A 25,366-nucleotide genomic window follows, 5' to 3' on the forward strand; every position below is an offset into this window, starting at 1 on the left:
TCGAGGCTGCCTTCAGCTCAGCCGACCAGCTCGTCCACGACGAGGGCGGCGAGTTCGGTCGCGGCGGCCCGAGTGGTCTCCCGGAGCTTGCCGAACTCGATCTGTGAGCCCTCCGCGAGATGGCGGTCGTGCGGGATCCGGAGAACGTGGGCCACTCGGGTGCGGAAGTGCTCTTCGATCTCGTCGATATCGACTCGAGTACCGTCACCCGCACCGAGATTTATGACGACAATGGCCTTCCTGACGAGGTCTTCACGCCCGTGGGCCTCAAGCCAGGTAAGGGTCTCGGATGCGAGACGGGCCTCGTCGACGCTTCCGCCGGACACCAGGACCACGGCGTCGGCCTTCTCAAGCGTGCCCTTCATCACCGAATGGACCATCCCGGTTCCGGAATCGGTGAGGACGATCGAGTAGTAGCGCCCGAGGACGTCCGTCACCGCGCGGTAGTCGCCGTCGTCGAACGCGTGCGCGACCATGGGGTCGGGGTCAGAGGCGAGCACGTCCAAGCGCGATCCCTCGCGCGCGGTGTACTCCGAGAGCTGTGCGAATGAATCGACCGAGAAGCGGTCCTTGACCAGATGGCGAGCGGTGTGGGTTGCGCGGCCCGGGTTGCGGTCCGAAAGGGTTCCACGGTCCGGGTTCGCGTCCAAAGCGATGACACGGTCCTCACGCAGGTCAGCGAGGGCCATGCCAAGGAGGGTTGTCACCGTGGTCTTCCCCACTCCGCCCTTGCGCGAGAGCACGGGAACGAACCGGGTCCGCTCCCCCAAACGCGTGGCGATGCGGTGTTCGAGGGCGCGCCGCAGCCGTACATGATCCGGGTCGCCCACATTCACATAGCCGAGGGTGAGCCTGTACAGCCAGAGGCGCCAGCCCGCCTCGGGCGCCACCGCCGTCTTCTCGATGAGCCGGTCCGACGTAAGCGACGACGCCGGTTCCGGCCCTTCGGGGCGCGTCCGCCGCTCGCTGGGCGGGTGCTCGTCCGAAGGCACGGGGTCGGGAGTCTCGGCAGCTTCGGGCTCCGGCAGCTGCTCTGGGGCGCGCGAGGACACCTGAAGGTAGCCGGCCGGGGGCTTGCCCGGCGCGGGCGGAACAGACGCACCGGCCATCGATGGGGGCAGAGCGAATCCCGCGAGGGAACCCGCGGAGGCGCGCTCGTGGGCGTCCGCTACCGACACCACCTCGAAGGGCGTGCCCGTCTCCTCGGCGACGCTGCCAGCGTCATCGTGCACTGCGCCGTCGTGCCCAGCGTCGTCGTGCCCTGCGTCGTCGTGCACTGCGTCGTCGTGCACTGCGTCGTCGTGCACTGCGCCATCGTGGACAGCACCATCATGCTCGGCGCCGTCGTGCTGGGCAGGGTCGTGCTGGGCAGCATCGTTCTCATGCTTCTTCTCGTCGGTCATGGCTCCCGCTCAGGCTCGGCTGCTCACCTCGGTGAAGGCTTGATCAAGGTCTTGCGAAGAGCCGGGGCGGGCGGCACCATTGCGCCGCCCGCCCCGGCTCTTCGACCGCAGCCAGTGTAGCGGGTGGTTCCCGCGCCGGCTCAGGAGCCCTTGACCACCAGAAGGAGATCGCCGCCCTGGACCTGCTGCACGCCGTTCATCACGATCCGCGAGACAGTACCTGCCGCCGGGGTCGTGATGGATGCCTCCATCTTCATCGCCTCGATGGTGGCGACGGTATCTCCCGCCTTGACGACATCGCCTTCCTTGGCCGTCACCGTCACGGCGCCGGCGAATGGCGCGGCAACGTGGTTCGGGTTGGTCGGATCGGCCTTCTCCGCTTGCGCGACATTGCTCTCGACCGAGCGGTCGCGGACCGATACCGGCCGCGACTGGCCGTTGAGGAGGGCCAGAACCGTCCGCATGCCCTTCTCGTCGGGCTCGGAGACGGCCTCGAGCTGCGCGATGAGCCGGACCCCACGCTCGAGCTCGATCACGTGCTCCTTGCCGCGCTGGAACCCGTACAGGTAGTCGCGCGTGTCGAGCACGGACAGGTTGCCGTACGTCTCGCGGTTGGCGAGGTACTCCTTGGTCGGGCCGGGGAAGAGGAGCCGGTTGAGCGTTGCGCGGCGCGTTGCGGAGTCCGCGCTGAGGGCCTCGGAATCCTCGGCGCTCAGGGTCTCCTCACGGACCTTCACAGTGCGCCCCTGCAGCGCCTTGCTGCGGAATGGCTCGGGCCAGCCGCCGGGCGGGTCGCCGAGCTCGCCGCCGAGGAAGCCGATGACCGAGTCCGGGATGTCGTACTTCTGCGGGTTCTCCTGGAACTCGGCCGGGTCCGCGTTGAGGCCGACAAGGTGGAGCGCGAGGTCTCCGACGACCTTCGACGACGGTGTGACCTTCACGAGGTGACCGAGAATTCGGTCGGCCGCCGTGTACATGTCCTCGATCGCCTCGAAACGCTCGCCGAGGCCCAGCGCGATGGCCTGCTGGCGCAGGTTCGAAAGCTGGCCACCCGGGATCTCGTGGCGGTACACGCGCCCGGTCGGGCCCGGAAGGCCGGACTCGAACGGAGCGTACACGCGGCGCACGGCCTCCCAATAGGGCTCGAGCGCACTCACGGACTCGAGCGAGATGCCGGTGTCCCGCGGCGTGTGCGCGAGGGCGGCAACGAGGGCCGACGCCGGGGGCTGGCTTGTCGTGCCGGCGAGCGACGCCGAGGCGACGTCGACGGCGTCGACCCCGGCATCCACGGCGGCGAGGAGCGTCGCGAGCTGTCCGCCCGCCGTGTCGTGCGTGTGCAGATGGACCGGGAGGTCGAACCGTTCGCGCAGGGCGGTCACGAGCTTCGCAGCCGCGGCCGGACGCAGGAGCCCCGCCATGTCCTTGATCGCGAGGATGTGCGCCCCGGCGTCGACGATCTTCTGCGCGAGGTCGAGATAGTAGTCGAGAGTGTAGAGCTTCTCGTTCGGGTCAAGGAGGTCACCCGTGTAGCACAGGGCCACCTCTGCGACGGCAGTACCCGTCTCGCGCACAGCGCGGATCGCGGGCGCCATCTGGTTCACGTCGTTGAGCGCGTCGAAGATGCGGAAGATGTCGATTCCGGTCTCGGCGGCCTCCTTGACGAAGGCGTCGGTGACCTCCTCCGGGTACGGGGTGTAGCCGACAGTGTTGCGGCCACGGAGGAGCATCTGGATGCAGATGTTCGGGATGGCGGCGCGGAGGGCAGCAAGGCGCTGCCATGGGTCCTCGCCGAGGAAGCGGAGCGCGACGTCATAGGTCGCCCCGCCCCACGCCTCCACCGAGAGCAGTTGCGGGGTGAGGACCGAGACCGCCGGGCCCGCCGCGACGAGGTCGCGGGTCCGGACGCGGGTCGCAAGGAGCGACTGGTGCGCGTCCCGGAACGTCGTATCGGTCACCGCGACCGGGGTCTGCTCGCGGAGGGCCTTCGCGAAGCCCTCAGGACCCAGTTCGAGGAGGCGCTGCCGTGAGCCGGCGGGCGCACTCGACAGATCGACGGCAGGGAGCTTATCGCGCGGATCAGCGTGCACCGTGAGCTCGCCGTTCGGCTTGTTGACGGTTACGTCGGCGAGCCACGTGAGCAGCTTGGTTCCGCGGTCTGCGGAGCTCCGTGCGTGAAGCAGTTCGGGCCGCTCGTCGATGAAGGAAGTCGCGACGTTTCCTGCGACGAAGTCCTTGTCGTCCAGCACGGCCTGAAGGAACGGGATGTTGGTGGACACCCCTCGGATTCGGAACTCGGCGAGGGCGCGACGCGCACGCTTGACCGCAGTCGGGTAGTCGCGCCCACGGCACGTGAGCTTGACGAGCATCGAGTCGAAGTGGGGGCTGATCTCCGCCCCCTGGTAGACGGTGCCGCCGTCGAGCCGCACCCCCGCGCCGCCCGCGGAGCGGTAGCCGGTGATCTTCCCGACGTCGGGGCGGAACCCGTTTGCCGGGTCCTCGGTCGTGATGCGGCACTGGAGCGCCGCGCCCTTGAGGTGGATCGACTCCTGCGAGAGGCCGAGGTCCGCCAAGGTCTCGCCGGAGGCGATGCGGAGCTGCGCCTGGACGAGGTCGACGTCCGTCACCTCCTCGGTCACGGTGTGCTCGACCTGGATGCGGGGATTCATCTCGATGAACACGTGCTGGCCCGCGCGGTCCCCGACGGTGTCGACGAGGAACTCGACGGTCCCTGCGTTGACATAGCCGAGAGCCTTCGCGAACTTGACCGCATCCGCGTAGAGGGCCTGACGGATTGATTCGTCGAGCTGGGGCGCGGGAGCGATCTCGACGACCTTCTGGTGGCGGCGCTGAAGGGAACAGTCGCGCTCGAACAGGTGCACGACATTGCCCTCGCCGTCCGCGAGAACCTGGACCTCGATGTGGCGGGGACGCAGGACGGCCTGCTCGAGGAAGACCGTCGGATCGCCGAAGGCGGCGTCCGCTTCGCGCATCGCGGCGTTGAGCGCTTCGGGAAGGGCCTCTCGCGTATCGACACGCCGCATTCCACGCCCGCCCCCGCCGGCGACGGCCTTGACGAAGATCGGGAAGCCGATCGAATCAGCAGCTTCGATGAGCTCGTCGGCGTTGGAACTCGGCGCGCTTGACTTGAGCACGGGGATTCCCGCCTTGCGGGCGGCCTCAAGCGCATGGACCTTGTGGCCTGCGAGCTCGAGGACCTCGGCCGGCGGCCCGACGAACGTGATGCCAGCTTCCGCCGCGGCGCGCGCAAGCCCGGGATTCTCAGAGAGGAAGCCGTAGCCCGGGTAGATGGCGTCCGCGCCGGCTTCCTGGGCGACGCGGATGATCTCCTCGACGTCCAGGTAAGCGCGAACAGGGTGGCCCTCCTCGCCGATGAGGTAGGCCTCGTCCGCTTTCTGACGATGGATTGAGTTGCGGTCTTCGTAGGGGAATACGGCAACGGTCTTGGCACCAAGTTCGTAGCCTGCGCGGAACGCTCGGATAGCGATCTCTCCGCGATTGGCCACCAGAATTTTCGAGAACACGTCGACTCCTGATCGGGGGCACTGAAGGGTGCGGCTAGGTGGTGCCTAGTCTCTACACCAGCAAACTACCAACTCAACGCCGTGTGGTCGGAATCACCTGCGTCCCGGCTTGTAATGTGCGTGACCGAAGGCCCGGCGTGTGGCCCTGAACGGTCCCCCGGCCCCACTAAGATGGTGGAGAGTCGGCCAGCGGATAGGTGTGGATTCTCCAGTGCAAGTAGTCAGCATCAGCAGCCTCAAAGGTGGGGTTGGTAAGACGTCTGTGACCACGGGACTGGCATCGGCGGCACTCGCCGCCGGAATCCCGACCCTCGTCGTCGACCTCGACCCCCACGCCGATGCTTCTACCGCCCTCGGGGTGGCCTCGGAGGGCAAGCTCGAGGTCGGCCGGATGCTGAAATCTCCGCGCCGGGTGAAGCTTTTCGACAACATCGTCAGCAGCAGCTGGGTCCGGCGAGCGGCCAGCCTCGAGGGCAGGGGTACCCGCAAGCTCGATGTTGCGTTCGGTGGATCCCTGAGCAGCCTGTACGACCGCCCCGACCTCGGCCGCCGCGACCTCCGCCGTCTCTCGCAGATGCTCGATGGGCTCGACGACTACGGTCTCGTGCTCATCGACTGCCCGCCGTCACTCAACGGTCTGACCCGGATGGCGTGGAACGCCAGCAACCGGGTTCTCCTCGTCGCGGAACCGGGGCTGTTCTCGGTCGCCGGCACCGAGAGGACCATGCGGGCAATCCAGCTCTTCCGTCAGGAGTTCGCCCCGAAGCTCGCGCCCGCGGGCATCATTGCTAACCGGGTGCGCGCCTCCTCGACTGAGCATGCCTACCGGCTCGAGGAGATGAAGCAGATGTTCGGCCCTCTCCTCCTCGCCCCGCACATCCCCGAACTCGCTAACTGGCAGCAGATCCAGGGCGCGGCCCACGCAGTCCACCACTGGCCGGGAGACGCGGCGCGCACGACCGCCGCCCTCTACGACCAGCTGCTCAAGGCTGTCATCAAGCAGAGCCAGGAGTTCCGTCCTCGCGCCTCTCGCTGACGGTTCAGTTCAAGATCCAGGCAACGGAAAGGGCACCCCAGCGGGGTGCCCTTTCCGTTGGTCTCTCGTTGTCGGTGCGTCAGCCGGTCTTCCGGGCAGCCCGACGCCGGCCGAGCTCGTCGCCCGGGAATGTCTGGTCTTCGGCGTGCTCGCTGGGCAGTTCGGCGAGGCTGCCCTCGACCTCGCGCCACACGCGGCCGACTGCAATCCCGAAGACGCCCTGACCGCCTTGCACAAGGTCGATGACTTCATCCGCCGACGTGCACTCATAGACTGAGGCGCCGTCGCTCATGAGGGTGATCTGGGCGAGGTCCTCGACCCCGCGTTCGCGTAGGTGCCCGACGGCGATCCGGATCTGCTGCAGCGACACCCCCGTGTCGAGAAGGCGCTTGACGACCTTGAGCACAAGGATGTCACGGAAGCCGTACAGCCGCTGCGATCCGCTGCCAGCGGCGCCGCGGACCGTCGGTTCGACGAGGCCGGTGCGGGCCCAGTAGTCGAGCTGCCGATACGTAATGCCTGCCGCCTTGCACGCGGTAGGGCCACGGTAGCCCGCTTCTTCGTCGAGCACAGGCAGGTCCTCACTGAACAACAGGCCCTGCTCGCCGACGGGGACATCAGCGCCGGGTCCGCTGATCTGACGCAGCTTTCCCGACTCGCCCTTGGGACTCACGTCACCCTCCTTCTCTCGCCCCCCGCGGGGATGCTGCACCGCCCCAGAGAGGGAGGCTACTGAAGAGCAGCACTGTAATTACATCCAGCAGTGCAACTACCAGTGTCACCCCAGCCAGTCGGCGATGCAATGGGAGCTTCCAACGACGACGTTAGAACCGACGGGAAGCGAAAGCAAAGACCACGGCCTTGAGCCGATGCCGTGTCGGATTGGATGCCGGGTCAGACTCGATGCTGGCCCGATCACTCGTCGAAGTCCTCGGGTTCCACGTCCGCGAGGAACTCGCGGAAGCGGCGCATCTCGCGCTCTTCCTCCTCGGGGCTCGGAGAGGCCTCCTCGGCGCCTTCCTCACTGCCTTCGGCGAGCTGGACGCCTGCCTCCTCGAGGACGGCGTCCGCGCACCAGATACGGCAGTCCACGCGAAGGGCGACGGCGAGTGCGTCCGAGGCGCGCGACTCGATGACCGTGCCGTCATCGAAACCGAGCTGGGCGTAGAAGACACTGTCCTGGACTGCGACAATCGTCGCGCTCACGACTTGGCGGCCGAGGCCGTGCACGACGTTCACGAGCAGATCGTGCGTGAGCGGCCGGGGCGGGACGACGTGCTGCTGGGCAAGTGCGATCGCGCTGGCTTCCGCAGTGCCGATCCAGATGGGGAGGTGCCGTTCACCTTGCTTCTCCTTGAGGAGGACGAGCGGCTGGTTGGACGGCAGCTCGATGCGCACGCCGACGACCTCTACTTCGATCATGACCCCTCCATCCTCGAGATGCGGCCGTGCACGAGCGCACGGTGGAGCGTGAGGCACAGGTCGCTGATCTCCCGCGCCGCTTCTGCCGTCCGTGCCCGGGCCGCCTCGTCCCTGCGCGACGCGATGGGTGCCACGGCTCGCTCGACAAGCCCGAACTCGCGTTCGGCGGCGGCGCGAAACGGGCCTAGATGGCGCGGCTCGATCCCATGCGATTCGAGTTGCACGCACGCCCTCGCGACTTGGAGGGCATGTTCGTCGTACCGGCCGTCTTCCTCGGAAATGAGGCCGTAGCTTCTGAGGGACTCCACAAGCGACGCACTCGCCCCGGACTCTGCACGCAGCTGTTCCTCGGACAGTTCCCGCGCCCTCGTTGTGCGAAGCTCTGCCGCGACGTCGTCGCTCACGGCGCGGGGAGCGAGCGTCAAGCCGCCCGGGAGACTCTCGGGACGCTCTCCGCGGTCAATGGCATCGAGATAGTCCTTGATCACCTTCAGCGGGAGGTACTGGTCCCGCTGAAGGGCGAGCACGAACCGCAGGCGCTCAACGTCCCGCTCGCCGTACTGCCGATAGCCGGCAGGCGTCCGCTGGGGAGAAATGAGGCCCTTCTCTTCCAGGAAGCGGATCTTCGAAGCCGTCATGCTCGGGAACTCCTCGGCCAGGGCAGCCAGAACTTCACCGATATTGAGGCTCGAAGCCCCCCTGCGCTCCGAATGAGCCAGTGCCATGCGCGCCCCCTAGGCGGAGTGCCTCACCGTGCTCGTCGCGGGGCTCTGGTAGTACGTGAGCCGGAATTTGCCGATCTGCACTTCAGCCCCGGTCCGCAGCACCACGCGGTCCACACGGTCGTGGTTAACGTAGGTGCCGTTGAGGCTCCCGGCGTCGACGACCTCGAAGGCGCCGCTCGGCGTGCGGCGGAATTCGGCGTGCCGCCGCGAGACCGTGACGTCGTCGAGGAAGATGTCAGCATTCGGGTGCCGTCCGACGGTCGTGGCGTCCGAGTCGAGAAGGAACCGCGCCCCCGAGTTCGGCCCCGAGTGGGCGATGAGCAGGGCTGACCCGAACGGCAGCGCATCGATGGCCACCTCCTCCTCGGGCGTCAGCTGACGCGGCCGATGGGGCTCCTTGCCGATCGGCGGGAGATGGATCGACGTCGTTTCAGACGCAGTGATGTCGCGCTCCGTGGCCTCTCCTGCGTCTAGACCACGACGCTCCTCGCTGCCCATCATTCCTCCTCTTCGGTGTATCCCCAGATGTCTACCCTACCTGCTGTTCGTACTGCGATGCACTGAGCAGATCGTCGACCTCGGCGGTGTCCTTGAGCTTGACGTCGATGAGCCAGCCTTCACCGTAAGGATCGCTGTTCACGAGGGCGGGATCGCCGTCGAGCGCTTCATTGCGGCCCACAACGGTGCCGCTCACGGGAGCGTAGATGTCGCTCACGCTCTTGGTCGACTCGACCTCCCCGACGACGGCGTTGGCGCTCACCTCGGTGCCGACCTCCGGCATCTGAACGTAGACGACGTCGCCGAGGGCGTCCTGGGCGAAGTCAGTGATGCCGACGCGCACCACGCCGTCGCCATTCGCGGCCGAAACCCACTCGTGCTCGGCAGTGTAGGCGAGGTCGCCTGGGACATTGCTCATGGTGCGCCTTTCGTCGAACTGGTGCCCCTCGGAATCCCGCAGGGCCGTATCCGCTGAAAGTATAGGCATAACGAAACTCCTGCTCAGGGAGCGGTTTTCTGGCACGATGATGGATCAGGTGGCCAGCGACGAAAGGCAGTGCCATGCCGGAGCTCCCCGAAGTCACAGCACTCGCGGCCTACCTCGACCGTCGCCTTCGAGGGGCGCGGATCGAGAGAGCCGTCTTCCCATCGATCCACGCCCTCAAGACCGCCGATCCCCCGTTCTCCGCACTCGTGGGACGGCGGGTCGACTCGGTGGGACGCCGGGGCAAGTTCATCGTCATCATTACCGTGCCCGACGGCGCAATGGGCGAGGACGGCGCAAGGTCGGACGACGGCGCTGGCCGGATCGCCGTCGTCGTCCACCTCGCGCTCGGGGGCTGGGTGCGGATCTACGACCAACTGCCCGAACCCAGGCCTCCGCGCGGCAAGGGCTACGTGGCAGCACGCTTCGGCTTTGAACGCGACGGCGAGGTGACGGGCATCGACCTCACGGAGGCGGGGACCTGGAAGCGCCTCTCAGTGTTCATTGTGCGGCGGCTCGAGGACGTCCCCGCGATCGCGGACCTCGGACCCGAGCCGCTCGAACCAGGATTCACCCTCGAGACATTCCGCGGCCTCCTCAATCACCGTCAGCAGATCAAGGGCCTCCTGCGGAACCAGAAGATCATCGCCGGAATTGGGAACGCCTACAGCGACGAGATCCTGCACGCCGCGAAGCTCTCACCTTTCGCGATTGCCTCGACGCTCTCCGATGACGAGACCGAACGGCTGTACGAATCACTGCGGAGCATTCTGCAGGAGGCCCTGGAAGACGATCTCGGCCACGAGCCGGACGAACTCAAGGACGAGAAGCGACGCAGCATGCGCGTCCACCGGCGGACGGGAGAGGCATGTCCCGTCTGCGGCGACACCATCCGTGAAGTCACATTCTCGGACAGTGCCCTCCAGTACTGCCCGACTTGCCAGACCGATGGGAAGATCCTCGCGGATCGGACCACCTCGAAGTTCCTGAAGTAGGCCTCAGACCGTATCCATAAGCGTGAGCGCCCGCTCGAGCAGCAACTCCGCCGAGGCCGAGTCGTAGCCCGGCTGGCTCGAGTCGGCGAAGAAGTGCTCCCCGCCTTCGTAGAGGAACAGGTCGGCATCCGGCGTCATCGCGATGAGCTCGCGTGCGGCGGCAAGGTCGCCGTCGGGAGCGAAATAGGGGTCAGCGTCCTTGCCGTGGATCTGGACCGGGATGCCGGGAGGCCACGTCGTGCCGAACTGCGCGACCGGAACACATGCGGCAATCAAGAGGGCAGCCCGCGCTCCTGCCCGGGTCTGGGCGAGCTGCTGGGCCGGCAGGACTCCGAGCGAGTACCCCACGTAGACGAGTCCCGGAGCGAGATCTTCGACCGCGCGTGCTCCCCGCGAAAGGATCTCGCCAAAGCCGAGCTCCTCGGCGTGGGCGACCCCGTCGTCCACGTTGTCAAACGTCTTGCCGTCGAAGAGGTCCGGGGTGTGGACGACATGCCCGGCATGCCGGAGCTCCTCGGCAAAGTCGAGGAGCCCCGCAGTGAGCCCTAGGGCGTGATGGAAGAGGATTGCTTCTGCCACGCCTACGGGCCCTGCCGTTCGTTCACGCGCCGTTGGCTCATGCGCGGCCCGCCTCCGTCGTCGTCCGTTCCTCCTGGTCCACGTAGCCGTAGAGCTCGGGGAGGATCAGCCACGCTGACAGGAAGCCAATGAGCGAGAGGACCGAGACGGCCAACGTTGCGCCGACCTTGCCCCACGAGACGGTCATGACCGGGAAGATGAAGGCGCCGAAGAACGAGGCCGCCTTCACGAACACATAGCCGAAGCCTGAGGCTGTGGCCCGGAACCGGGCTGGGGCGACCATCGAGGTGATCGTCATGCCGTTCGAGGCGTCCCAGTAGTGGCCCCACATGAGGACGCATGCGCCAATGACGATGAGCCACTTGATGTTCCCTCCAAGGGCGAACGCTCCGACGAGCAGGCCGACGAACGCGAGGCCGAACCCCCACATTGCGACGCCCTTGTGGCCAATCCTGCCGATCATGATCGGGGCAACGAAGCCCGAGATGGTCGCGAGGACGTAGATCGCAGCCGTGACGAGGTTCGTGCCCGTGATGTTCGAGCTGCCACCACTGCTGGTGACGCCAACGCCGGCGGTGACGAGGATGACCGGGAGGTAGAACCCGAACGCGGTGAACTCGGCACCCTGGCAGGCGTTGGAGATCCAGCCGAAGATCGTGGCCCGACGCTTGATCCGGTCGGCCCAGATAACCCTGAGGAAGTCGCGCACCTTCGGCTTCTCGATCTCGACGTCCTCGTTCGGCAGCATATCGAGCGGGTCATTGAAGAGTCGCTGGGAGACTTCCTTGGCCTTGACGAACTGCCCTCTGTGGATGAGCGACATAGGAGTCTCAGGCAGGTTGAGGCGCGCAAGCAGCAGGATCAGGGCCGGAATCGCACCGATCGCGAGGGCGACGCGCCACAGGATGTGGTGGTCCATGCCAGTCGCATACATGATCGTGATGACCACGATGGAGAAGACCTCGCCGAGGCCGAACATGAACTGCCAGCGGCTGCCCATGACCTCACGGGCTCCCTTGGACATCGACTCCATGATGTAGGCGTAGCCGTTGGAGATGTCGCTGCCGAGCGGAATGCCGATGAGGAACCGGACGACGATGAGGTCCCACACTCCGACCGAGAAGCCCTGGACGATGGCGAGGACGATGAAGAGCACCATCGTCAGAATGAAGACCGCCTTGCGGCCCAGCTTGTCAGCGACGAAGCCGCCAATGAGCGCACCGATGAGGGCACCGCCCTGAACACCGGCCGTGACGAGACCCAGCTGGAAGGCGTTCGGGTGGTACTCGGCACTGATGAAGACGAGGACGAAGGAGATCGCATACAGATCCCACGCCTCGATCAAGATGGTTGCGATCATCATCCAGCCGCCCCGGAAGCTGGACACCGTTCCTTGCTTGTTCAGGAGGGTTTGGGTCGCATCGTCGGACAGCCGACGGATAGTCGCTTGGTCCATCATCGCCCCTCGCGTCGTGGACCCCGTGAGCGCTCACAAGGCCCCTCTACCCCGGAAGACCGGGCACAACCGCTCTCTACCCAGTAACCCCGTCCTCGAACCAGTTCAACGTCGCTCCAGTCAGACGCCGTCAGGCTCGCGCGGGATATCCCTCCACAGGCCCGTCGGTGTTCGGCTTCCAGCCGAGGGCGGGCGCGACGTGCTCCGCGAAGGTCTCCAGAATGTGGAGGTTGTATTCGACTCCGAGCTGGTTGGGGATCGTCAGCATCACCGTGTCTGCCGCGGCGACTGCGCTGTCCTTCAAGAGCTCCTCTACCAACTCGTCGGGCTCCCCCGCGTACGTCTTGCCGAACGTTGAGCGGAAGCCGTCGATGATGCCGACCTGATCACCGTCCGGACGAGATCCGAAGTACATAGCGTCACGGGAGCTGACGATCGGGAAGACGCTCCGGCTCACCGAGACCCTGGGACTGCCGGTGTGGCCCGCGGCAAGGTACGCGGCACGATAGCGGTCGATCTGCTGACGTTGGAGCTCGTGGAACGGGACACCCGCGTCCTCGGTGAGCAGCGTGGAACTCATGAGGTTGAGGCCGAGCTTCCCGGCCCATTCGGCGGTGTCCCGGGTGCCACTCCCCCACCAGATCCGCTCGCGCAGGCCCGGTGATCGCGGCTCCACCGGCAGGCGGGTGCCGTGCGGGAACTGGTGAGGGTCGCCGTCGGCCACGCCCTCCCCGTCGATGGCGCGCAGGAACAGCGCGAACTTCTCGCGGGCCATGTCCGCGCCGCGGGGGTCGGCTGAACCGGTGTAGCCGAACGCCTCGTAGCCACGAACGGCGGGCTCGGGTGAACCTCGGCTGATGCCGAGGGCGATTCGGTTGCCGGCGATGATGTCGAGGGCTGCCGCCTCCTCGGCGAGGTACAGCGGGTTCTCATAGCGCATATCGATGACGCCCGTGCCCACTTCGATCCGCTGCGTCCGCGCGGCCATGGCCGTGAGCAGCGGAATGGGCGAGGCCTGCTGGGGCGCGAAGTGGTGCACGCGCACGTAGGCGCCGTTGACTCCGAGTTCGTCCGCCCCGACGGCGAGGTCGACCGTCTGCAGGATCATGTCCTTCGCGGACTGCGTCTGGGAGCCCCGGAAGGGTGCGTAGTGCCCGAATGAGAGGAATCCGAAAGCCTTCACAACAGCGCCTAACTCCGCGAGAGGCGAGCACATTCCCGCCAGCACCCACCACCCGACGGACTAGCCCGCCGACACAACTAGCTCCGGCGGCGCCAGGCAGGTCATTTGATGCTGCCTTGGGCGAGACCAGCGATGATGTGCCGCTGGAGGATCAGGAATATGACGATGATCGGGAGGATCGTCACGACTGAGACGGCCAGGATCTGATTGAACGGTATGGCCTGCTGGCTGGCGAACCGAGCGATGGCCACCGGCAGTGTCTGGACGGACTCGTCTTGGGCGACGATGAGCGGCCAGAGGAAGTCGTTCCAGCGCCAGATCACGGAGAAGATCGCGACCACCGCCAATGCTGGGCGGCTGAGCGGAAGGATGATCCGCAGGAAGATCTTGAACTCCCCCGCGCCGTCGATGCGCGCAGCCTCGATCATCTCGTCTGGCAAGGTCAGCATGTACTGACGCAAGAGGAACACCCCTGTCGGCGTCGCGGCCGGCGGGATGATCAATCCCCAGAGCGAGTTGACCATGCCGAATGAGGCAATGACCTGGTAGACGGGCAGCAGGATCACCTGAAGCGGGATCATGATCGTCGAAAGGGTGATGAGGAAGAGCACCGTACGGCCGCGGAAGTTGTACTTGGACAGGGCGTAGGCCGCCATCGAATTGATGATGAGGGTGAGCACGGTCGCCGAGGCCGTGACGATGACGCTGTTCGTGAGGAAGTGCACGAAGTCGAACGCCTGCAACCCGCTGGTGTAGTTGTCCGTTGTGGGGTGGTTGGGCCAGAGCGTAGGCGGGGTCTGAGCAAGCTCCGCTTGCGTTTTGAAGGAGGACATCGCCGCCCACAAGACCGGGGTGACTACAAGGATGGCTCCGGCGATGAGCAGGGCCGTGCGGACGACGGCGCCGGTGCTGGGTGCGCGGCCACCCGTCGACGTCCATTTGGGCTGCTGGGGGTTGGCCGAACCGGACCGGCGGGCGGTCGGCGCGGGGGCTTGTGTGCTCATATCGACTCACTCCGTCGGCCAATGGCGTAATTGACGAAGGTCACGGCAAAGACCACGACGAAGAGGATCACCGCGGCCGCGCTGGCGAGACCGTACTGGATGGGGTAGCTGAAGGCATTCTCGTAGATGTACTGGATGATCAGCGTCGTGGCCCCCACGGGTCCCCCGCCGGTCAGGGTGTACACGAAGTCGAAGGCTTGAAAGCCTGCGATGGTGGCCAAGATGATAACCACCATGAGCGTCGGGCGCAGGAGGGGAAGGGTGATGAGACGCACCGACTGCCACACACCCGCGCCGTCCATTCTGGCCGCCTCATACAGCGACGTATCGATGGACTGCAGGCCTGAGATCAGGATCATGGCGTAGAAGCCGAGGTGGATCCATGTCCCCACGAGGATGACCGATATGAGGGAGAGGCTGGAGTCCACTAGCCATCCCGGTGAGCCCAGGCCGATTGCGGACAGGACCTGATTGACGAGGCCCGTGGTGCGATCGAGTGCAGCCTTCCAGATGATGCCCACGACGACCGGCGAGATGAGGACCGGCAGGAAGTAGGCGGCGCTGAGGGCCCCTCGGCCGCGCCGCTGGCTATTGAGCATGAGGGCGAGGGCTGTGCCGAGCACCGTGGAGAGCACAACGAATCCAAGCGTGAAGAGAACGGTGTGCTGGACCACACCCCAGAACTGGGAGTCGCTGAGGATGTTGGTGTAGTTGCCAGTCCCAACGGGGCGATATGTCCTTCCGTTGCTGCTGTCGTAGAAGCTCAGGTTGAAGCCGTTGAACGCGGGCCAGATTGTGAAGACCGCGAAGATCAACATGTTGGGCAGGACGAAAAGGTAGGGCGCAAGGTTCTTGCCCCTCATCCACCCCCGGACCCCCCGAGCTCGGGCGGGAGCCAGGACGCTCATGAGCCTGCCGCCTTGATGGCCTTGTCAATAGCGGTCGAGATGTTCTCGACGGCGGTCCGAACGTCCTGCTGGCCCGCAACGACCTTGTCTGTCTCGTTGATCAGTGCGGTTGCCGAGGCGGTGAAGGCAGGGCTGTTCGCATCCGTCCAGGTGTCGGACGGTGTCGCGTTGATCTGCGAGAGGAAACTGCTCATGTCGCTTTGGCGATTGGCGTACTCGACTCCGGAGTCGGTCAGGTCTTTGCGCGTGGGAAGCCAATACGCGGTCTTGTCGACCTCGCGCTGGTTCTCAGATCGATTCATCCACTGGACGAACGCAGCGGCGAGGGCTGGGTTCTTGCTGTCCTTGAAGGCAATCATGAACTTGCCGCCGGGGAACCCGCCGCAGCGCTCCTGGCAGGGGTTCGGCACGGCCGCCCAGTTGAACGTGGCGCTCTTGGCAAATGCGCCCACCTGCCACGGACCCGACAGGTACACGGGAACCTGCCCGGCCAGGAAGATCTCGTTGGCGCCCGTGTACTTGCTGCCCGAGCCCAGCCAGAAGTCCTTCGGGGAGACGTTGCTTTTCACGAGGTCGGTGAAGAAGGTGAGGGCCTTGGCAGCCTTGTCCTTGTCGAGGGCGTTCTTGCCGTCGGGTCCGATCATCACGGTGCCGAATTGGCTCAAGACCGTGCTCAACCGGTTGCCCGACTTGTCAATGGCGAATGCGTAGGGCATGTTGTTGGCGGCGGCCACCTTCTTGGCGTCGGCGACCAGCTCGTCCCAGGTCCATTTGGCGGGCACGGGGACACCCGCCTTTTTGAACGCGTCGACGTTGATCATTGGCCCGTTGATAGTGACGTCGCTCGGGACGGCAAGCATGTGGCCCGCGCTGTCCATAGCCGTGGCGGCGGCTCCGGAAGCGAACTCGGACGGATAGCTGCTGCCGAAGTACTGCTTGAAGTCGACTTCCTTGTCGGCGTACGGGTGCCAGTCGGTAACGCGCGCGACTTCGGGGGCGTTGCCCGCGGAAAGTCGTGCCTGAAGCGACGTCGCCAGGTTGGCGAACGGCACGATCTGCAGGTTCACCTTCGCGCCGGTGGCCGCTTCGAACTTGGCGATCATGTCCTTCGTGGCCTGCTCGTCGGGGCCGTCTGTGAAGTACACGTACGTGAGCGTCTGACCCTTGAAGCTGTTGAAGTCGACGCTCGCCGGTGCACTCTGCGCGGCCTCCGACTGCGGTGAGCCAGGCGCGCACGCACTCAGGCTCGTCGCTAGAACCACCGCGCAAAGAGCGGCGATCTTGGTACGGAGTCTCATGGGGTTCCACCTCTCTGGGGATGGCCTGCTGCGTTCCGTGAGCGCTAAGGCCGTATGGCGTGTGTCACAAGTCGCCAGCATAGTGACCGATCACTTTTTGGTCAATCACCCCAAACTTGCCGAAATCACAGGCACTTGACTAACCGCAAGCGATGGTTGAAGTATTTGAAGTGACCGATCACCTTTTCACCTCCAGCGATGGTCGAAGGTCGGGCTTGCTGCAGACTCATCATGAGGAGCGGCCCAAGACTGGGCGCCACCCGATGCAGCCCCAACAAAACCACTACCGAGGACCGTAGATGCTCAGAGTAGGAATCATTGGCGCCGGCGGGATCTCCAGCGCCCATATCCGCGCCTATCTTGCCTTTCACGAAGAGTGCGAGATCGTCGCTGTTGCCGACACCGCGCCCGGAAAGGCCGCCTCCAAGCTGGAATCACACGGGATCCGCGGAGCCAAGGCGTATGAGGACCCCCACCAAATGCTCGCCGAGGAGCCGTTGCTGGACTTGGTGAGCATCACTACGCCCCCGTCCAGCCACGCCTCCCTCACGGTGGCGTTCCTGCTCGGCGGCATGCACGTGATCGTCGAGAAGCCCATGGCTCCCTCCCTGGAAGAATGCGACGCGATGATCGCTGCCCAGCGCGAATCGGGCAAGATCCTCTCCGTCGTTGCGCAGAACCGGTTCCGTGACGACATGGCAACCCTCAAGAAGGCTGTCGACTCGGGCTTGATCGGCTCGGTTTCGCACCTCCGTATTGAGTCAGCGTGGTGGCGAGGACTGGCCTACTACGATCTGTGGTGGCGCGGCACATGGGAGTCGGAGGGCGGCGGCTGCACGCTCAATCACGCTATCCACCACATCGACCTCGCCCTCTGGCTCATGGGGCGGCCGACGGAGGTGATCGCCATGCTCGCCAATGCGCAACACGAGAATGCGGAGGTCGAAGATCTCTCAGTCGCAGTGCTGCGCTATGGCCGCGGACTTGCCCAGCTCACAAGCTCGGTAGTGCACCACGGCGAGGAGCAGGAGATCGTCATCCAGGGCCAGTTCGCCAGGATCTCGCAGCCCTGGCGGGTGACCGCGGAACTGTCTCAGCCCAATGGATTCCCGGTCACCGGCGGCAACACAGCGCTGGTCGATGAGCTGAACGCCCTCGCCGACGCACACATCCCGTTGCTCCACCAGGGACACGAGGGTCAGATCGGGGACGTCATCGCGGCGATTCGTGAGCACCGCGAGCCGGCGACTGATGGCACGGATGGCCGCAACGCCGTCGAAGTCGTGACGGCCATCTACAAAGCTGGCATCGAGCGCGAGATCGTACAGCTTCCTCTTGATCCCGAGGACCCGTACTACCGGTCCGGGACTCTCGTCCAGCGCGCCCCTCACTTCTACGAGAAGCGGGCGTCCGTCGGCGAGCAGTCCGGCGAGATCATCGTAGGCGCCTCCACTCCCACATCCAATGACTGAAGCTTCGAAAGGACTGCTGATGCCTGCATCGGAAGGCGCCAACTACGCCCCCGCCCCTATGCCGCAGCCGGTCGTCGGCCCCGGCGAATTCACCTTCGCCGCCGCCCATCTCGATCATGGCCATATCTATGCAATGAGCGAAGGCCTGATCGGCGCCGGTGCCACGCTCAAGTGGGTCTACGACTCGGACCCCGCCAAGGCCGAGGCCTTCCAGGCCCGGTTCCCACAGGCCCAGATCGCCAGCAGCGAGGCAGAGATCCTCGCCGACCCCGAGGTGAGGTTGGTTGCGGGTGCGGCAGTTGCCTCAGAGCGGGCTGACCTCGGATTGCGGGTCATCGCGGCGGGCAAGGACTACTTCACGGACAAGGCGCCTCTGACCACGCTCGCGCAGCTGGAGGCCGTCAGGGAGGCGACCGCGCGCACTGGGCTCAAATACGCCGTGTACTACTCGGAGCGAATTCATGTGGAAGCCGCTGTGTTCGCCGGGCAGCTTATTGAGCAAGGCGCGATCGGCAAGGTCCTCCAAGTCATCTGCCTTGGCCCCCACCGCATCGGCGACCCTAACACGCGTCCAAGCTGGTTCTTCGACAGAGACAAATCCGGCGGAATCCTCTGCGACATCGGCAGCCACAACTTCGAGCAGATGCTCTACTTCGCGGGCGCAAAGGACGCGGAGGTGGTCAGCGCATCCGTCGCCAACCACGCCCATCAGGAATACCCCACGTTCGAGGACTTCGGCGACGCCCACATCGTGATGGACAACGGCGCAACCGGATTCGCCCGCGTTGACTGGTTCACCCCTGCCGGCCTTAGCACCTGGGGCGACGGGCGGACCATCATCCTCGGCACCGAGGGCTACATCGAGCTGCGCAAGTACGTGAACATCGCTACCGGCGACGGAGGAGGCCATGTCTTCCTCGTGAACGACGACGGCGAGCATCACATCGATGCGACGGGACAAGTGGGCTATCCCTTCTTCGGAGCCCTCATCCGCGACTGCCTCGACCGCACCGAGACCGCGATGACGCAAGAGCACGCGCTCAAGGCGGCCGAACTGAGCGTCAAAGCTCAACTTGCCGCCCGGGATCTAACTCCGGTAGTGGGAGACCGATCGATTAGCGTTACATAAGGAGAAGGCAAGAGAACGATACTGTTTCAGGGTCCAGTTCGCGAGCACCACTCGGTTAGTGCGTGCTTGGCGGAAAGAGGCCATGGAGGACCAATAAGTTGAGCTTTGGCAGCAGCCCTGTTCCCGCTCGGACGCCTAAGCCGTCCACGATCTATGAAGTTGCGCGACTCGCTGGCGTCTCGCACCAGACCGTCTCGCGTTACCTCAAGGGAAATGGGGGCCTCAAGCCCCAAACGATCGCCAAGGTCGAAGACGCCATGGCACGGCTCGACTATACGCCGAACCTTGCAGCGCGTGCGTTGCGTAGCAAGCAGTCCTATCGCATCCTTATCGCCACTCCCGAAGAGGTTCGTTTTCCTGCATCTCGCGTCCTTCGAAGCGCAGTCAGCACGGCCGACGAAGCTGGGTATGTGACTGAGGTTGTCCAGATAGGGACCGAAGCGTCCAAGGCTTCGGAGCGCCTTCTCTCTCTGGTGTCGACCGAACGGTTGGCCGGGATCTTCTCGCTGATACCACTGGGGCCACTGGAAGAGCAGATCACGTCCAAGCACTCGAACATTCCACTCGTCGTAGCCGCGAACTATGACGAGAAGATGCACGCGCGCGGCTTCCTAGCGGACGCAACCCCAGCTGCAGAAATGATCGAGCATCTGGCCACCCTCGGCCACCGTTCCTTTTACCACGTCGCGGGTCCACAGCTGTGGACATCAGCCGCCAACAGGCGCAAGACCTATGAGACGACCATCGCCCGACTCGGTCTCCACTCAGCCGGTTTCGTGGTCGGCGACTGGTCCATGCTCTCGGGTTACCGGGCCGGACTGGAAATACCTCTGGGTGACGGCCCCATTACCGCGGTGTTTGCGGCAAACGACCACATGGCCATAGGAGTCATGCGCGCTCTCTACGAACGCGGCAAAAGCGTGCCAAAGGACATCAGCGTTTTCGGATGGGACAACCTGGAGGAAGGCGAATACTTCATCCCCTCGCTCTCCACAGTGAGCATGGACTTTCAAGCCGCCGGCCGCAACAGCATGAGGGAATTGATCTCCCGCATACGAAACGAGCCTGACGGCTCCTACGGAGACGAGTCCACCCCGATGCAGCTCATCTTCAGGGAATCCACGGCCAAGGCTCCGACACACCAAAACTAACGCCCTTGGGCTAAAGCACAGACTCTGACGGGTTTCTGGTCACCAAAGTGGTCACAGGATCGGCTGTTCGCCGATCTTCTCGAATAGCGCATTGTGGACGAGCCCACGGGGCCGGACCGCCGAGGTTCCGACGAGAGAAGCGACGGGAATCCGGCTCGGCCACATTGACGAGCGAAGCCAAGACGCGGTTCCACACCGAGTAGACCTCATGGCTCGCCTCGGGGTGAAAGGCCGAACTCATGCCACACCCTCCCCAACAACAAAGCCGCGGAAACCCTAGAGTTTCCGCGGCCTCGTGGTCGGGCTGACAGGATTTGAACCTGCGACCCCTTGGAGGGTCCGAGCCATTTCGGGGACTGACCGGTTGTCTAGGGAACTCGCGGATTCCCTTGTGTTGACAGGGAACCGGGCGGTTCGCTTGCTCCGAGTGTACCTGGTCGTTCCCGGTTCGTGCTGGGTGATTGAGATGGGTATTTGATGAGCACTCGGCTCCGGATTCGGACCCTTGGGCAGTTGTGCGGGGACCGCAATCCTTGCCCCTCCCGACATCGCGATAGAAGGAACATCTGCTCCCGAGAGGATGACAGAGCCGCGACACTCGGAAGGTCACAGGCCGAGGCCCGAGCGTTGCTGGCTAGGACGATGCGTCGATTCCGGCGCAGGATGGCTCGGGCTCAATGCGGTGGCTCGGTCAAGGGCCGCGCGGGCTCGGGCGGCATCGGTCCTCTGCGCGGCATTCTCGGCCGGTGCGCCGAGGGGTGTGGGTGCGGTGATCCCGTATCGGTCGCGGTAGGCGGCGACGGTTCGGGCGAGGCGACGCCAGTTCACCATCGTCCGTTCGTCGCGGGGCGGGGTCCCGAGGGCGGCGGCCCAGCTTCCGCCATCGTTGAGGGCTTGGTCGAGGAAGGCGTCTGCGCGGGCTTCGATGAGGTCGCGCCGTTCGTCGAGCGCTTGGCGCATCTCGGGGGCCATCGGGCCGAGGGCTTCGGGGATGAGCCCGGCGATGAGGCGCGGGGCGTTCCTTGTGCGGCCGGATCCCGCGGGCCGGGCGGTCGCCACGGCGAGGCGGTGGTGGAGGACGGCGGCGACGTCGTCGGCATCGTTGAACCCATGCGCCTGGACCAGGCGGGGGAACAGGGCCTCGACGTCGTGGTGGTTGGCCTCGGCGCGCCGCATCCCGGCGGTGAGGGGCCCGAACCCACCGGAGGCGATTGCTTCGTCTGCCTGCCCTGGCGTGAGGCCGGAGGAGCGGATGAGGTTGGCCCAGCGGTCGTGTTGCGCGGCTGCGGCGAGGGTCTCGTACTCGGCGGCGAGCTGGGCGATCGAGCCCCACTGCTCCTGCTCGGCGTTGATCGTCTCGTGGGCCGAGGGCTCGGCGCCGACGTGCTGGAGGACCCCGTGCAGGATGCTCCGCCCGGTGGCCTCAGTGCTGTCGCCGGGGTGCGGTCCCTCGTGTGCGGTGTCGGGCTGGTCGACGGCGACATAGAGGGTGTTCGAGTTCCGGCCGCGGGTCATGGCGACGTACAGGTTCTCCCTCGTCATCGAGGCATCGACCAGGACGTGGGAGGTGTCGACCGTTATGCCCTGCGCCCGGTAGGAGGTGACCGCGTAGGCGAGCTCAAGGTGCTCGGCCGCGTAGGCGGCCGGCAGCAGGGTGGTGGCGCCATGCCGGGTGCCGGTGCGGCGGAGGGTGAGGGAGCCATCGTCGTGCACGGCGGTGACGGTCCAGCGGTCGCCGTTGCGGACCCAGCCCCTGCCGGCTCGGAGACGGCGGTCGTTGCGGCGCGTGATGACTGTGTCCCCGGCCGCGGCGCGGGTGCCGTCGTGCATCTCGACGTCGCGTGCCCCGCGGACGGTGCCGTCGAGGATCAGGTCGGTGCGCGCCCGCTCGTTCAGGGCGGTGACTGCCTCGGCGGAGTCGGCCACCAGCACCGTTCCCCGCCCGGCGAGCTGGTCGGCGCGCCAGGCTCGGTAGGCGGCATCAGTCATCGCCCCCGTCTCGCCGTCGAGCACGCGGCCGTTTTCGATGTAGGTGTCGATGACCTCAGTGCGCCCATGGCGGAGGCCGAGGGAGGCGGCCTTCTCCCACTCGTTGGCGAAGCGGCGCACGTCCACGAGCTCGGGCGCGTCGTCGCGGTCGTGGACGAGCAGTGAGAACGCTCCGCCGGCGTCGACGGACTGGAGCTGGGCGTGGTCGCCGACCAGGAGTACCTTCGCCCCGGCCTCGGCGGCTAGGCCGGTGATGCGGTCAAGGCTGAGCGTTCCAGCGAGGGAGGCCTCGTCGAGGATGACGAGGTGGCCCTTGCGGAACGACTGCCCGGTGCGCTTGTGGGTGTCCCACCACTTCGCGGTGTTCTCCGTCTCGATGCCGAGGTCGTCGGCGAGGACCTGCGCGGCGGCGGCAGACGGGGCGAGCCCGACGACCGAGCCGGGCCCGTGCTCGGCCTCCCAGACCCGCCACAGGGCGCTCATCGCGGTGGTCTTGCCGGCCCCGGCGGGGCCGAGGAGGACATCGACGATGCGCCCGGAGACGGCGACCTTGGCCAGGGCCACGGCCTGGTCGTCCCCGAGCATCCGCCCCTGGCGGTCGGGCCCGGCGGTGATCCTCTCGACCGTCGCCATGGCGACAGCCGGCCCGGTGGTCGTGCGGGAGCGTTCGAGGAGGCGGTCTTCGGCCGCCAGCAGGGCCTCGGAGGAGAACACGGTCGAGTGCTTCGGGCGGAACAGGCTGGTCCCGTCAGGGCGTTGGAACACCGCAGGGCTGGTTGCGAGCTCGGGCGGGGTCAGCCGCAGCGAGGCGGCCTCGGCGGCGTCCACGACCAGGCCGAGGACGGCCTCCCGATCCTCGATGGTGGCGAACCGGTAGTCCATCGTCTGCCGGGCCGCCTCTGCCGTGAGGTTCCACCGCCGCCACGTCGACCTCTTCTCGCCGACCGCCTCCACGACGCTCGCACCGAGCAAGGCGATCGCGTCCAGCGGCACGTCGTCGGCGCGCAGCAGCAGGGGCGCGCCGCTTTTCGCCACGCCGAGCGCCCATGACGTTGCATCCGAACCGAGGATGCGGCTGGCGCGCTGCCGCCACTGGGCGGTCAGGTCCGCGAGCGAGCGGACCTCCTTCTCCGGGCGGGTAGTGAGGGTGGCCTGGGCGCGGAGTTTGATGACCGTCGTAGCCGATGGCTGCCGGCCGTGCCGCGCCGCGTACTCCGCGATCAGCCGGTCCTTCTCCACCTCGATATGCCGCGAGCGCACGGAGAACTCTCCCACCAACTGCTCGGGGACAGCGGTGATGGCCCAGGCCGGGTTGCGGTCGCGGCCGCGATCGCGCCTCTCCCACTGGACCCCGAGGGCGCGGGTGAGGTGATCGGCGAAGACGGCTTCGTGGAGTTCAGAGAGCGCAACGGTCGCCGCGTGCATCGGGCGGGAGTCCAGGCTGCGCCACCTGCCATCGAGCACGGTCTTGGCCTTGTTGGAGATCACGACGTGCGTGTGCAAGTGCGGGTCCCCCGCGCGGGAGTCGAAGTGGTCGAAGGCGGCCGCGATCAGGCCTGTGACGTCGATCTGCGCGACCGCGCCGCCGCGCCCGGTTGCGCCCGCGCGCGTGGCTGCAACCTCGCGCTCCATGTACGCAACCACGTCCGCAACCGCCGCATGGTGCGCCGCCGCGATCATCTCCTGCATCCCCGCATCGGCGACCGCCCACAGCACAGACGCGGACTTCGGGACCGAGAACGTGAAGTCATACCCCGCCACCGCACGCCGCGACGGGACCGCGGCCTCCTCGGCCACGATCTGCGCGACCGCCGCCTCCCGTTCCCCGTCGCTCAGGTTCGACCCGAGCGCCTTCGTACGATTCTCGATCCGCTCGGCACGGCTGGCATACGCCGGGTACGCGCGGCCAAGCGGATCCCCGCTCAGCGGGTCACGGCCCATCCCGACCAAGAGCTGAAGCTGCGCCTCGGAAACCTCGTCTCCTTCGCGAAGCCGCCCGCCGCCCAGGGCGGCGACCCCGGAGCCGAGCCAGCGACCGGGCGGGGTCCCCTCGGCGGTGTAGTACCGGGTCAACGGCGTCGACAGCGGCCGGCTGCCATCCCCCGCAGCGACACTCCGCAGGAGATACCTGTAGCCCTCTCTCGCCGACATCAACCGCATCGACACCGTCACGCACCCGCCCCCAGACCTGGTTCAACAGGTCAGGTGCGCAGGGGAACCCCTCGATCTGCCAGACGCGTGGCCGCTACAAGTCGGGGTTCGCCAGAAGACTGGCGGAGACGAGCGCCAAGCGCGAGGGAACCGGAAGCAGTTGGTAGCCGTTGCAGCGGAGGTCCAGGGCGAGCGCAAGGCGGCTGGGGGGTGAGAGCGATCGAGGATGCCGAATCCGCGACCCCTGTTCATGTTCGTGATCAACGCGGTCGCCACGGGCGCGGTTGTCGACACCGACGGGGAAGGTCTACCGCGGGAGTTGCGCCCACGTGGACTCTTCGCTGAGACCCCAAGTCACGGCCGCGCGGCACCCACCCCTCCGTCCCGGCGAGCACCTGCAGGTCGATGTAGACGAGGTCACCCACCGGTTCACTACGGGGCATTCCCAGGGCCGCCTTCCAGGCCCCGCCGGGCCTTGGCGCCCACGCATCGACCAACGACTGGGCAAGAGCGGCGGGCCATTCCGCCGGCACCGGACCTTCTGAGCTCACCGAAGGAACTAGATTCTGGCCGAACAAGACTGAGACAGAATAGTCCTAGAACAATTGCTAGTTGACTGTCAGTTGCTCCCTTCACGAACGCCGGTTATCGGCGTTCTTTTCAGACGCTCATCACGCGAATCGTGCATCCTGTATGGCTTCTCTGGCTTGCTGAAGTTGGCGAACAGCCAAACGATGTGGCAAATCCCAGTCCGTGACCATGCGACCTATTCGAGCCACATCATCGCCAGGAAGATTGCGGTCTTCCCTCAACCTGCTGTGACTGCTCGGCGAGAGGGACGTGACGGCGCTGATCCGGGATGCCTTGGCCGCACTGGGCCACCCACCGCTCGTGATTCCCCCGCCTGAGCAGTTTCCCGGCGACCGCCGCGCCCACGATTC

19 protein-coding genes are annotated in these 25,366 nt (G+C 66.0%); 5 read left to right on the plus strand and 14 right to left on the minus strand.

The genetic code is table 11. The features are described from left to right. Positions 1-17 precede the first annotated feature (17 nt). Complete coding sequence (locus L0M17_RS11825) at positions 18-1,403, minus strand: MinD/ParA family ATP-binding protein (RefSeq protein ID WP_241054159.1); 1,386 nt, start codon at positions 1,401-1,403, stop codon at positions 18-20. Between the two features lie 140 nt (positions 1,404-1,543). After that, a complete protein-coding gene (locus L0M17_RS11830) occupies positions 1,544-4,945 on the minus strand; it encodes a pyruvate carboxylase (RefSeq protein WP_241054160.1) in 3,402 nt (1,133 codons plus the stop codon). Between the two features lie 211 nt (positions 4,946-5,156). Here L0M17_RS11830 and L0M17_RS11835 point away from each other — a divergent pair, with 211 nt between their 5' ends. After that, entirely contained in the window at positions 5,157-5,981 is an 825-nt protein-coding gene (locus tag L0M17_RS11835; RefSeq protein ID WP_241054161.1) for a ParA family protein, read from the plus strand. Between the two features lie 79 nt (positions 5,982-6,060). On the opposite strand, the gene L0M17_RS11840 is transcribed toward L0M17_RS11835, so the two are convergent. The 5 genes from L0M17_RS11840 to gcvH form a co-directional block, all read right to left on the minus strand. Continuing rightward, positions 6,061-6,654 (minus strand): MerR family transcriptional regulator, encoded by a 594-nt coding sequence (locus L0M17_RS11840; protein WP_043123121.1) that lies wholly within the window; start codon positions 6,652-6,654, stop codon positions 6,061-6,063. Between the two features lie 242 nt (positions 6,655-6,896). Further along, the gene (locus L0M17_RS11845) at positions 6,897-7,403 is read right to left on the minus strand and encodes a bifunctional nuclease family protein (protein ID WP_241054162.1); all 507 of its coding nucleotides are present in this window, start codon (positions 7,401-7,403) and stop codon (positions 6,897-6,899) included. Then, positions 7,400-8,122 carry a transcriptional regulator FtsR gene (gene ftsR, locus L0M17_RS11850; protein ID WP_241056425.1) on the minus strand — a complete coding sequence of 241 codons (723 nt, stop codon included), beginning with the start codon at positions 8,120-8,122 and terminating at the stop codon, positions 7,400-7,402. Before ftsR ends, L0M17_RS11845 begins: the two co-directional genes overlap by 4 nt. Positions 8,123-8,137: 15 nt before the next feature. Further along, positions 8,138-8,626: an FHA domain-containing protein gene (locus L0M17_RS11855; protein WP_241056426.1), complete on the minus strand. Its 489-nt coding sequence runs from the start codon at positions 8,624-8,626 to the stop codon at positions 8,138-8,140. Between the two features lie 31 nt (positions 8,627-8,657). Beyond that, positions 8,658-9,044, minus strand: a complete 387-nt coding sequence (gene gcvH, locus L0M17_RS11860; RefSeq protein WP_241054163.1) for a glycine cleavage system protein GcvH — start codon at positions 9,042-9,044, stop codon at positions 8,658-8,660. Positions 9,045-9,187: 143 nt separating this feature from the next. On the opposite strand from gcvH, the gene L0M17_RS11865 reads away from it, so the two are divergent. Then, complete coding sequence (locus tag L0M17_RS11865) at positions 9,188-10,105, plus strand: Fpg/Nei family DNA glycosylase (RefSeq protein WP_241054165.1); 918 nt, start codon at positions 9,188-9,190, stop codon at positions 10,103-10,105. 3 nt (positions 10,106-10,108) lie between these two features. On the opposite strand, the gene L0M17_RS11870 is transcribed toward L0M17_RS11865, so the two are convergent. The 6 genes from L0M17_RS11870 to L0M17_RS11895 all read right to left on the minus strand — a co-directional run bounded on the left by L0M17_RS11870 (position 10,109) and on the right by L0M17_RS11895 (position 16,533). Beyond that, on the minus strand, positions 10,109-10,684 hold the full coding sequence (locus tag L0M17_RS11870; protein ID WP_241054166.1) for a dienelactone hydrolase family protein: 576 nt from the start codon (positions 10,682-10,684) through the stop codon (positions 10,109-10,111). A gap of 37 nt (positions 10,685-10,721) precedes the next feature. Further along, positions 10,722-12,071 (minus strand): MFS transporter, encoded by a 1,350-nt coding sequence (locus tag L0M17_RS11875; RefSeq protein ID WP_241054167.1) that lies wholly within the window; start codon positions 12,069-12,071, stop codon positions 10,722-10,724. 199 nt (positions 12,072-12,270) lie between these two features. Next, positions 12,271-13,323 carry an LLM class flavin-dependent oxidoreductase gene (locus L0M17_RS11880; RefSeq protein WP_241054168.1) on the minus strand — a complete coding sequence of 351 codons (1,053 nt, stop codon included), beginning with the start codon at positions 13,321-13,323 and terminating at the stop codon, positions 12,271-12,273. Positions 13,324-13,424: 101 nt separating this feature from the next. Next, positions 13,425-14,327, minus strand: a complete 903-nt coding sequence (locus tag L0M17_RS11885; RefSeq protein ID WP_241054169.1) for a carbohydrate ABC transporter permease — start codon at positions 14,325-14,327, stop codon at positions 13,425-13,427. Beyond that, positions 14,324-15,235, minus strand: a complete 912-nt coding sequence (locus L0M17_RS11890; protein ID WP_241054170.1) for a carbohydrate ABC transporter permease — start codon at positions 15,233-15,235, stop codon at positions 14,324-14,326. Before L0M17_RS11890 ends, L0M17_RS11885 begins: the two co-directional genes overlap by 4 nt. Continuing rightward, entirely contained in the window at positions 15,232-16,533 is a 1,302-nt protein-coding gene (locus L0M17_RS11895; protein ID WP_241054171.1) for an ABC transporter substrate-binding protein, read from the minus strand. The genes L0M17_RS11890 and L0M17_RS11895 overlap by 4 nt, the downstream gene beginning before the upstream one ends. Positions 16,534-16,832: 299 nt before the next feature. Here L0M17_RS11895 and L0M17_RS11900 point away from each other — a divergent pair, with 299 nt between their 5' ends. The 3 genes from L0M17_RS11900 to L0M17_RS11910 all read left to right on the plus strand — a co-directional run bounded on the left by L0M17_RS11900 (position 16,833) and on the right by L0M17_RS11910 (position 20,285). Further along, positions 16,833-18,005: a Gfo/Idh/MocA family protein gene (locus tag L0M17_RS11900; protein WP_241054172.1), complete on the plus strand. Its 1,173-nt coding sequence runs from the start codon at positions 16,833-16,835 to the stop codon at positions 18,003-18,005. Positions 18,006-18,024: 19 nt separating this feature from the next. Beyond that, entirely contained in the window at positions 18,025-19,134 is a 1,110-nt protein-coding gene (locus L0M17_RS11905) for a Gfo/Idh/MocA family protein (RefSeq protein WP_241054173.1), read from the plus strand. A gap of 98 nt (positions 19,135-19,232) precedes the next feature. Then, the gene (locus L0M17_RS11910; RefSeq protein WP_241054174.1) at positions 19,233-20,285 is read left to right on the plus strand and encodes a LacI family DNA-binding transcriptional regulator; all 1,053 of its coding nucleotides are present in this window, start codon (positions 19,233-19,235) and stop codon (positions 20,283-20,285) included. A 606-nt stretch (positions 20,286-20,891) separates the two neighbouring features. On the opposite strand, the gene mobF is transcribed toward L0M17_RS11910, so the two are convergent. Beyond that, a complete protein-coding gene (gene mobF / locus L0M17_RS11915; protein ID WP_443729164.1) occupies positions 20,892-24,434 on the minus strand; it encodes a MobF family relaxase in 3,543 nt (1,180 codons plus the stop codon). Positions 24,435-25,366: the final 932 nt, after the last annotated feature.

This window comes from Sinomonas terrae (assembly GCF_022539255.1).
GTDB classification, from domain to species: domain Bacteria; phylum Actinomycetota; class Actinomycetes; order Actinomycetales; family Micrococcaceae; genus Sinomonas; species Sinomonas terrae.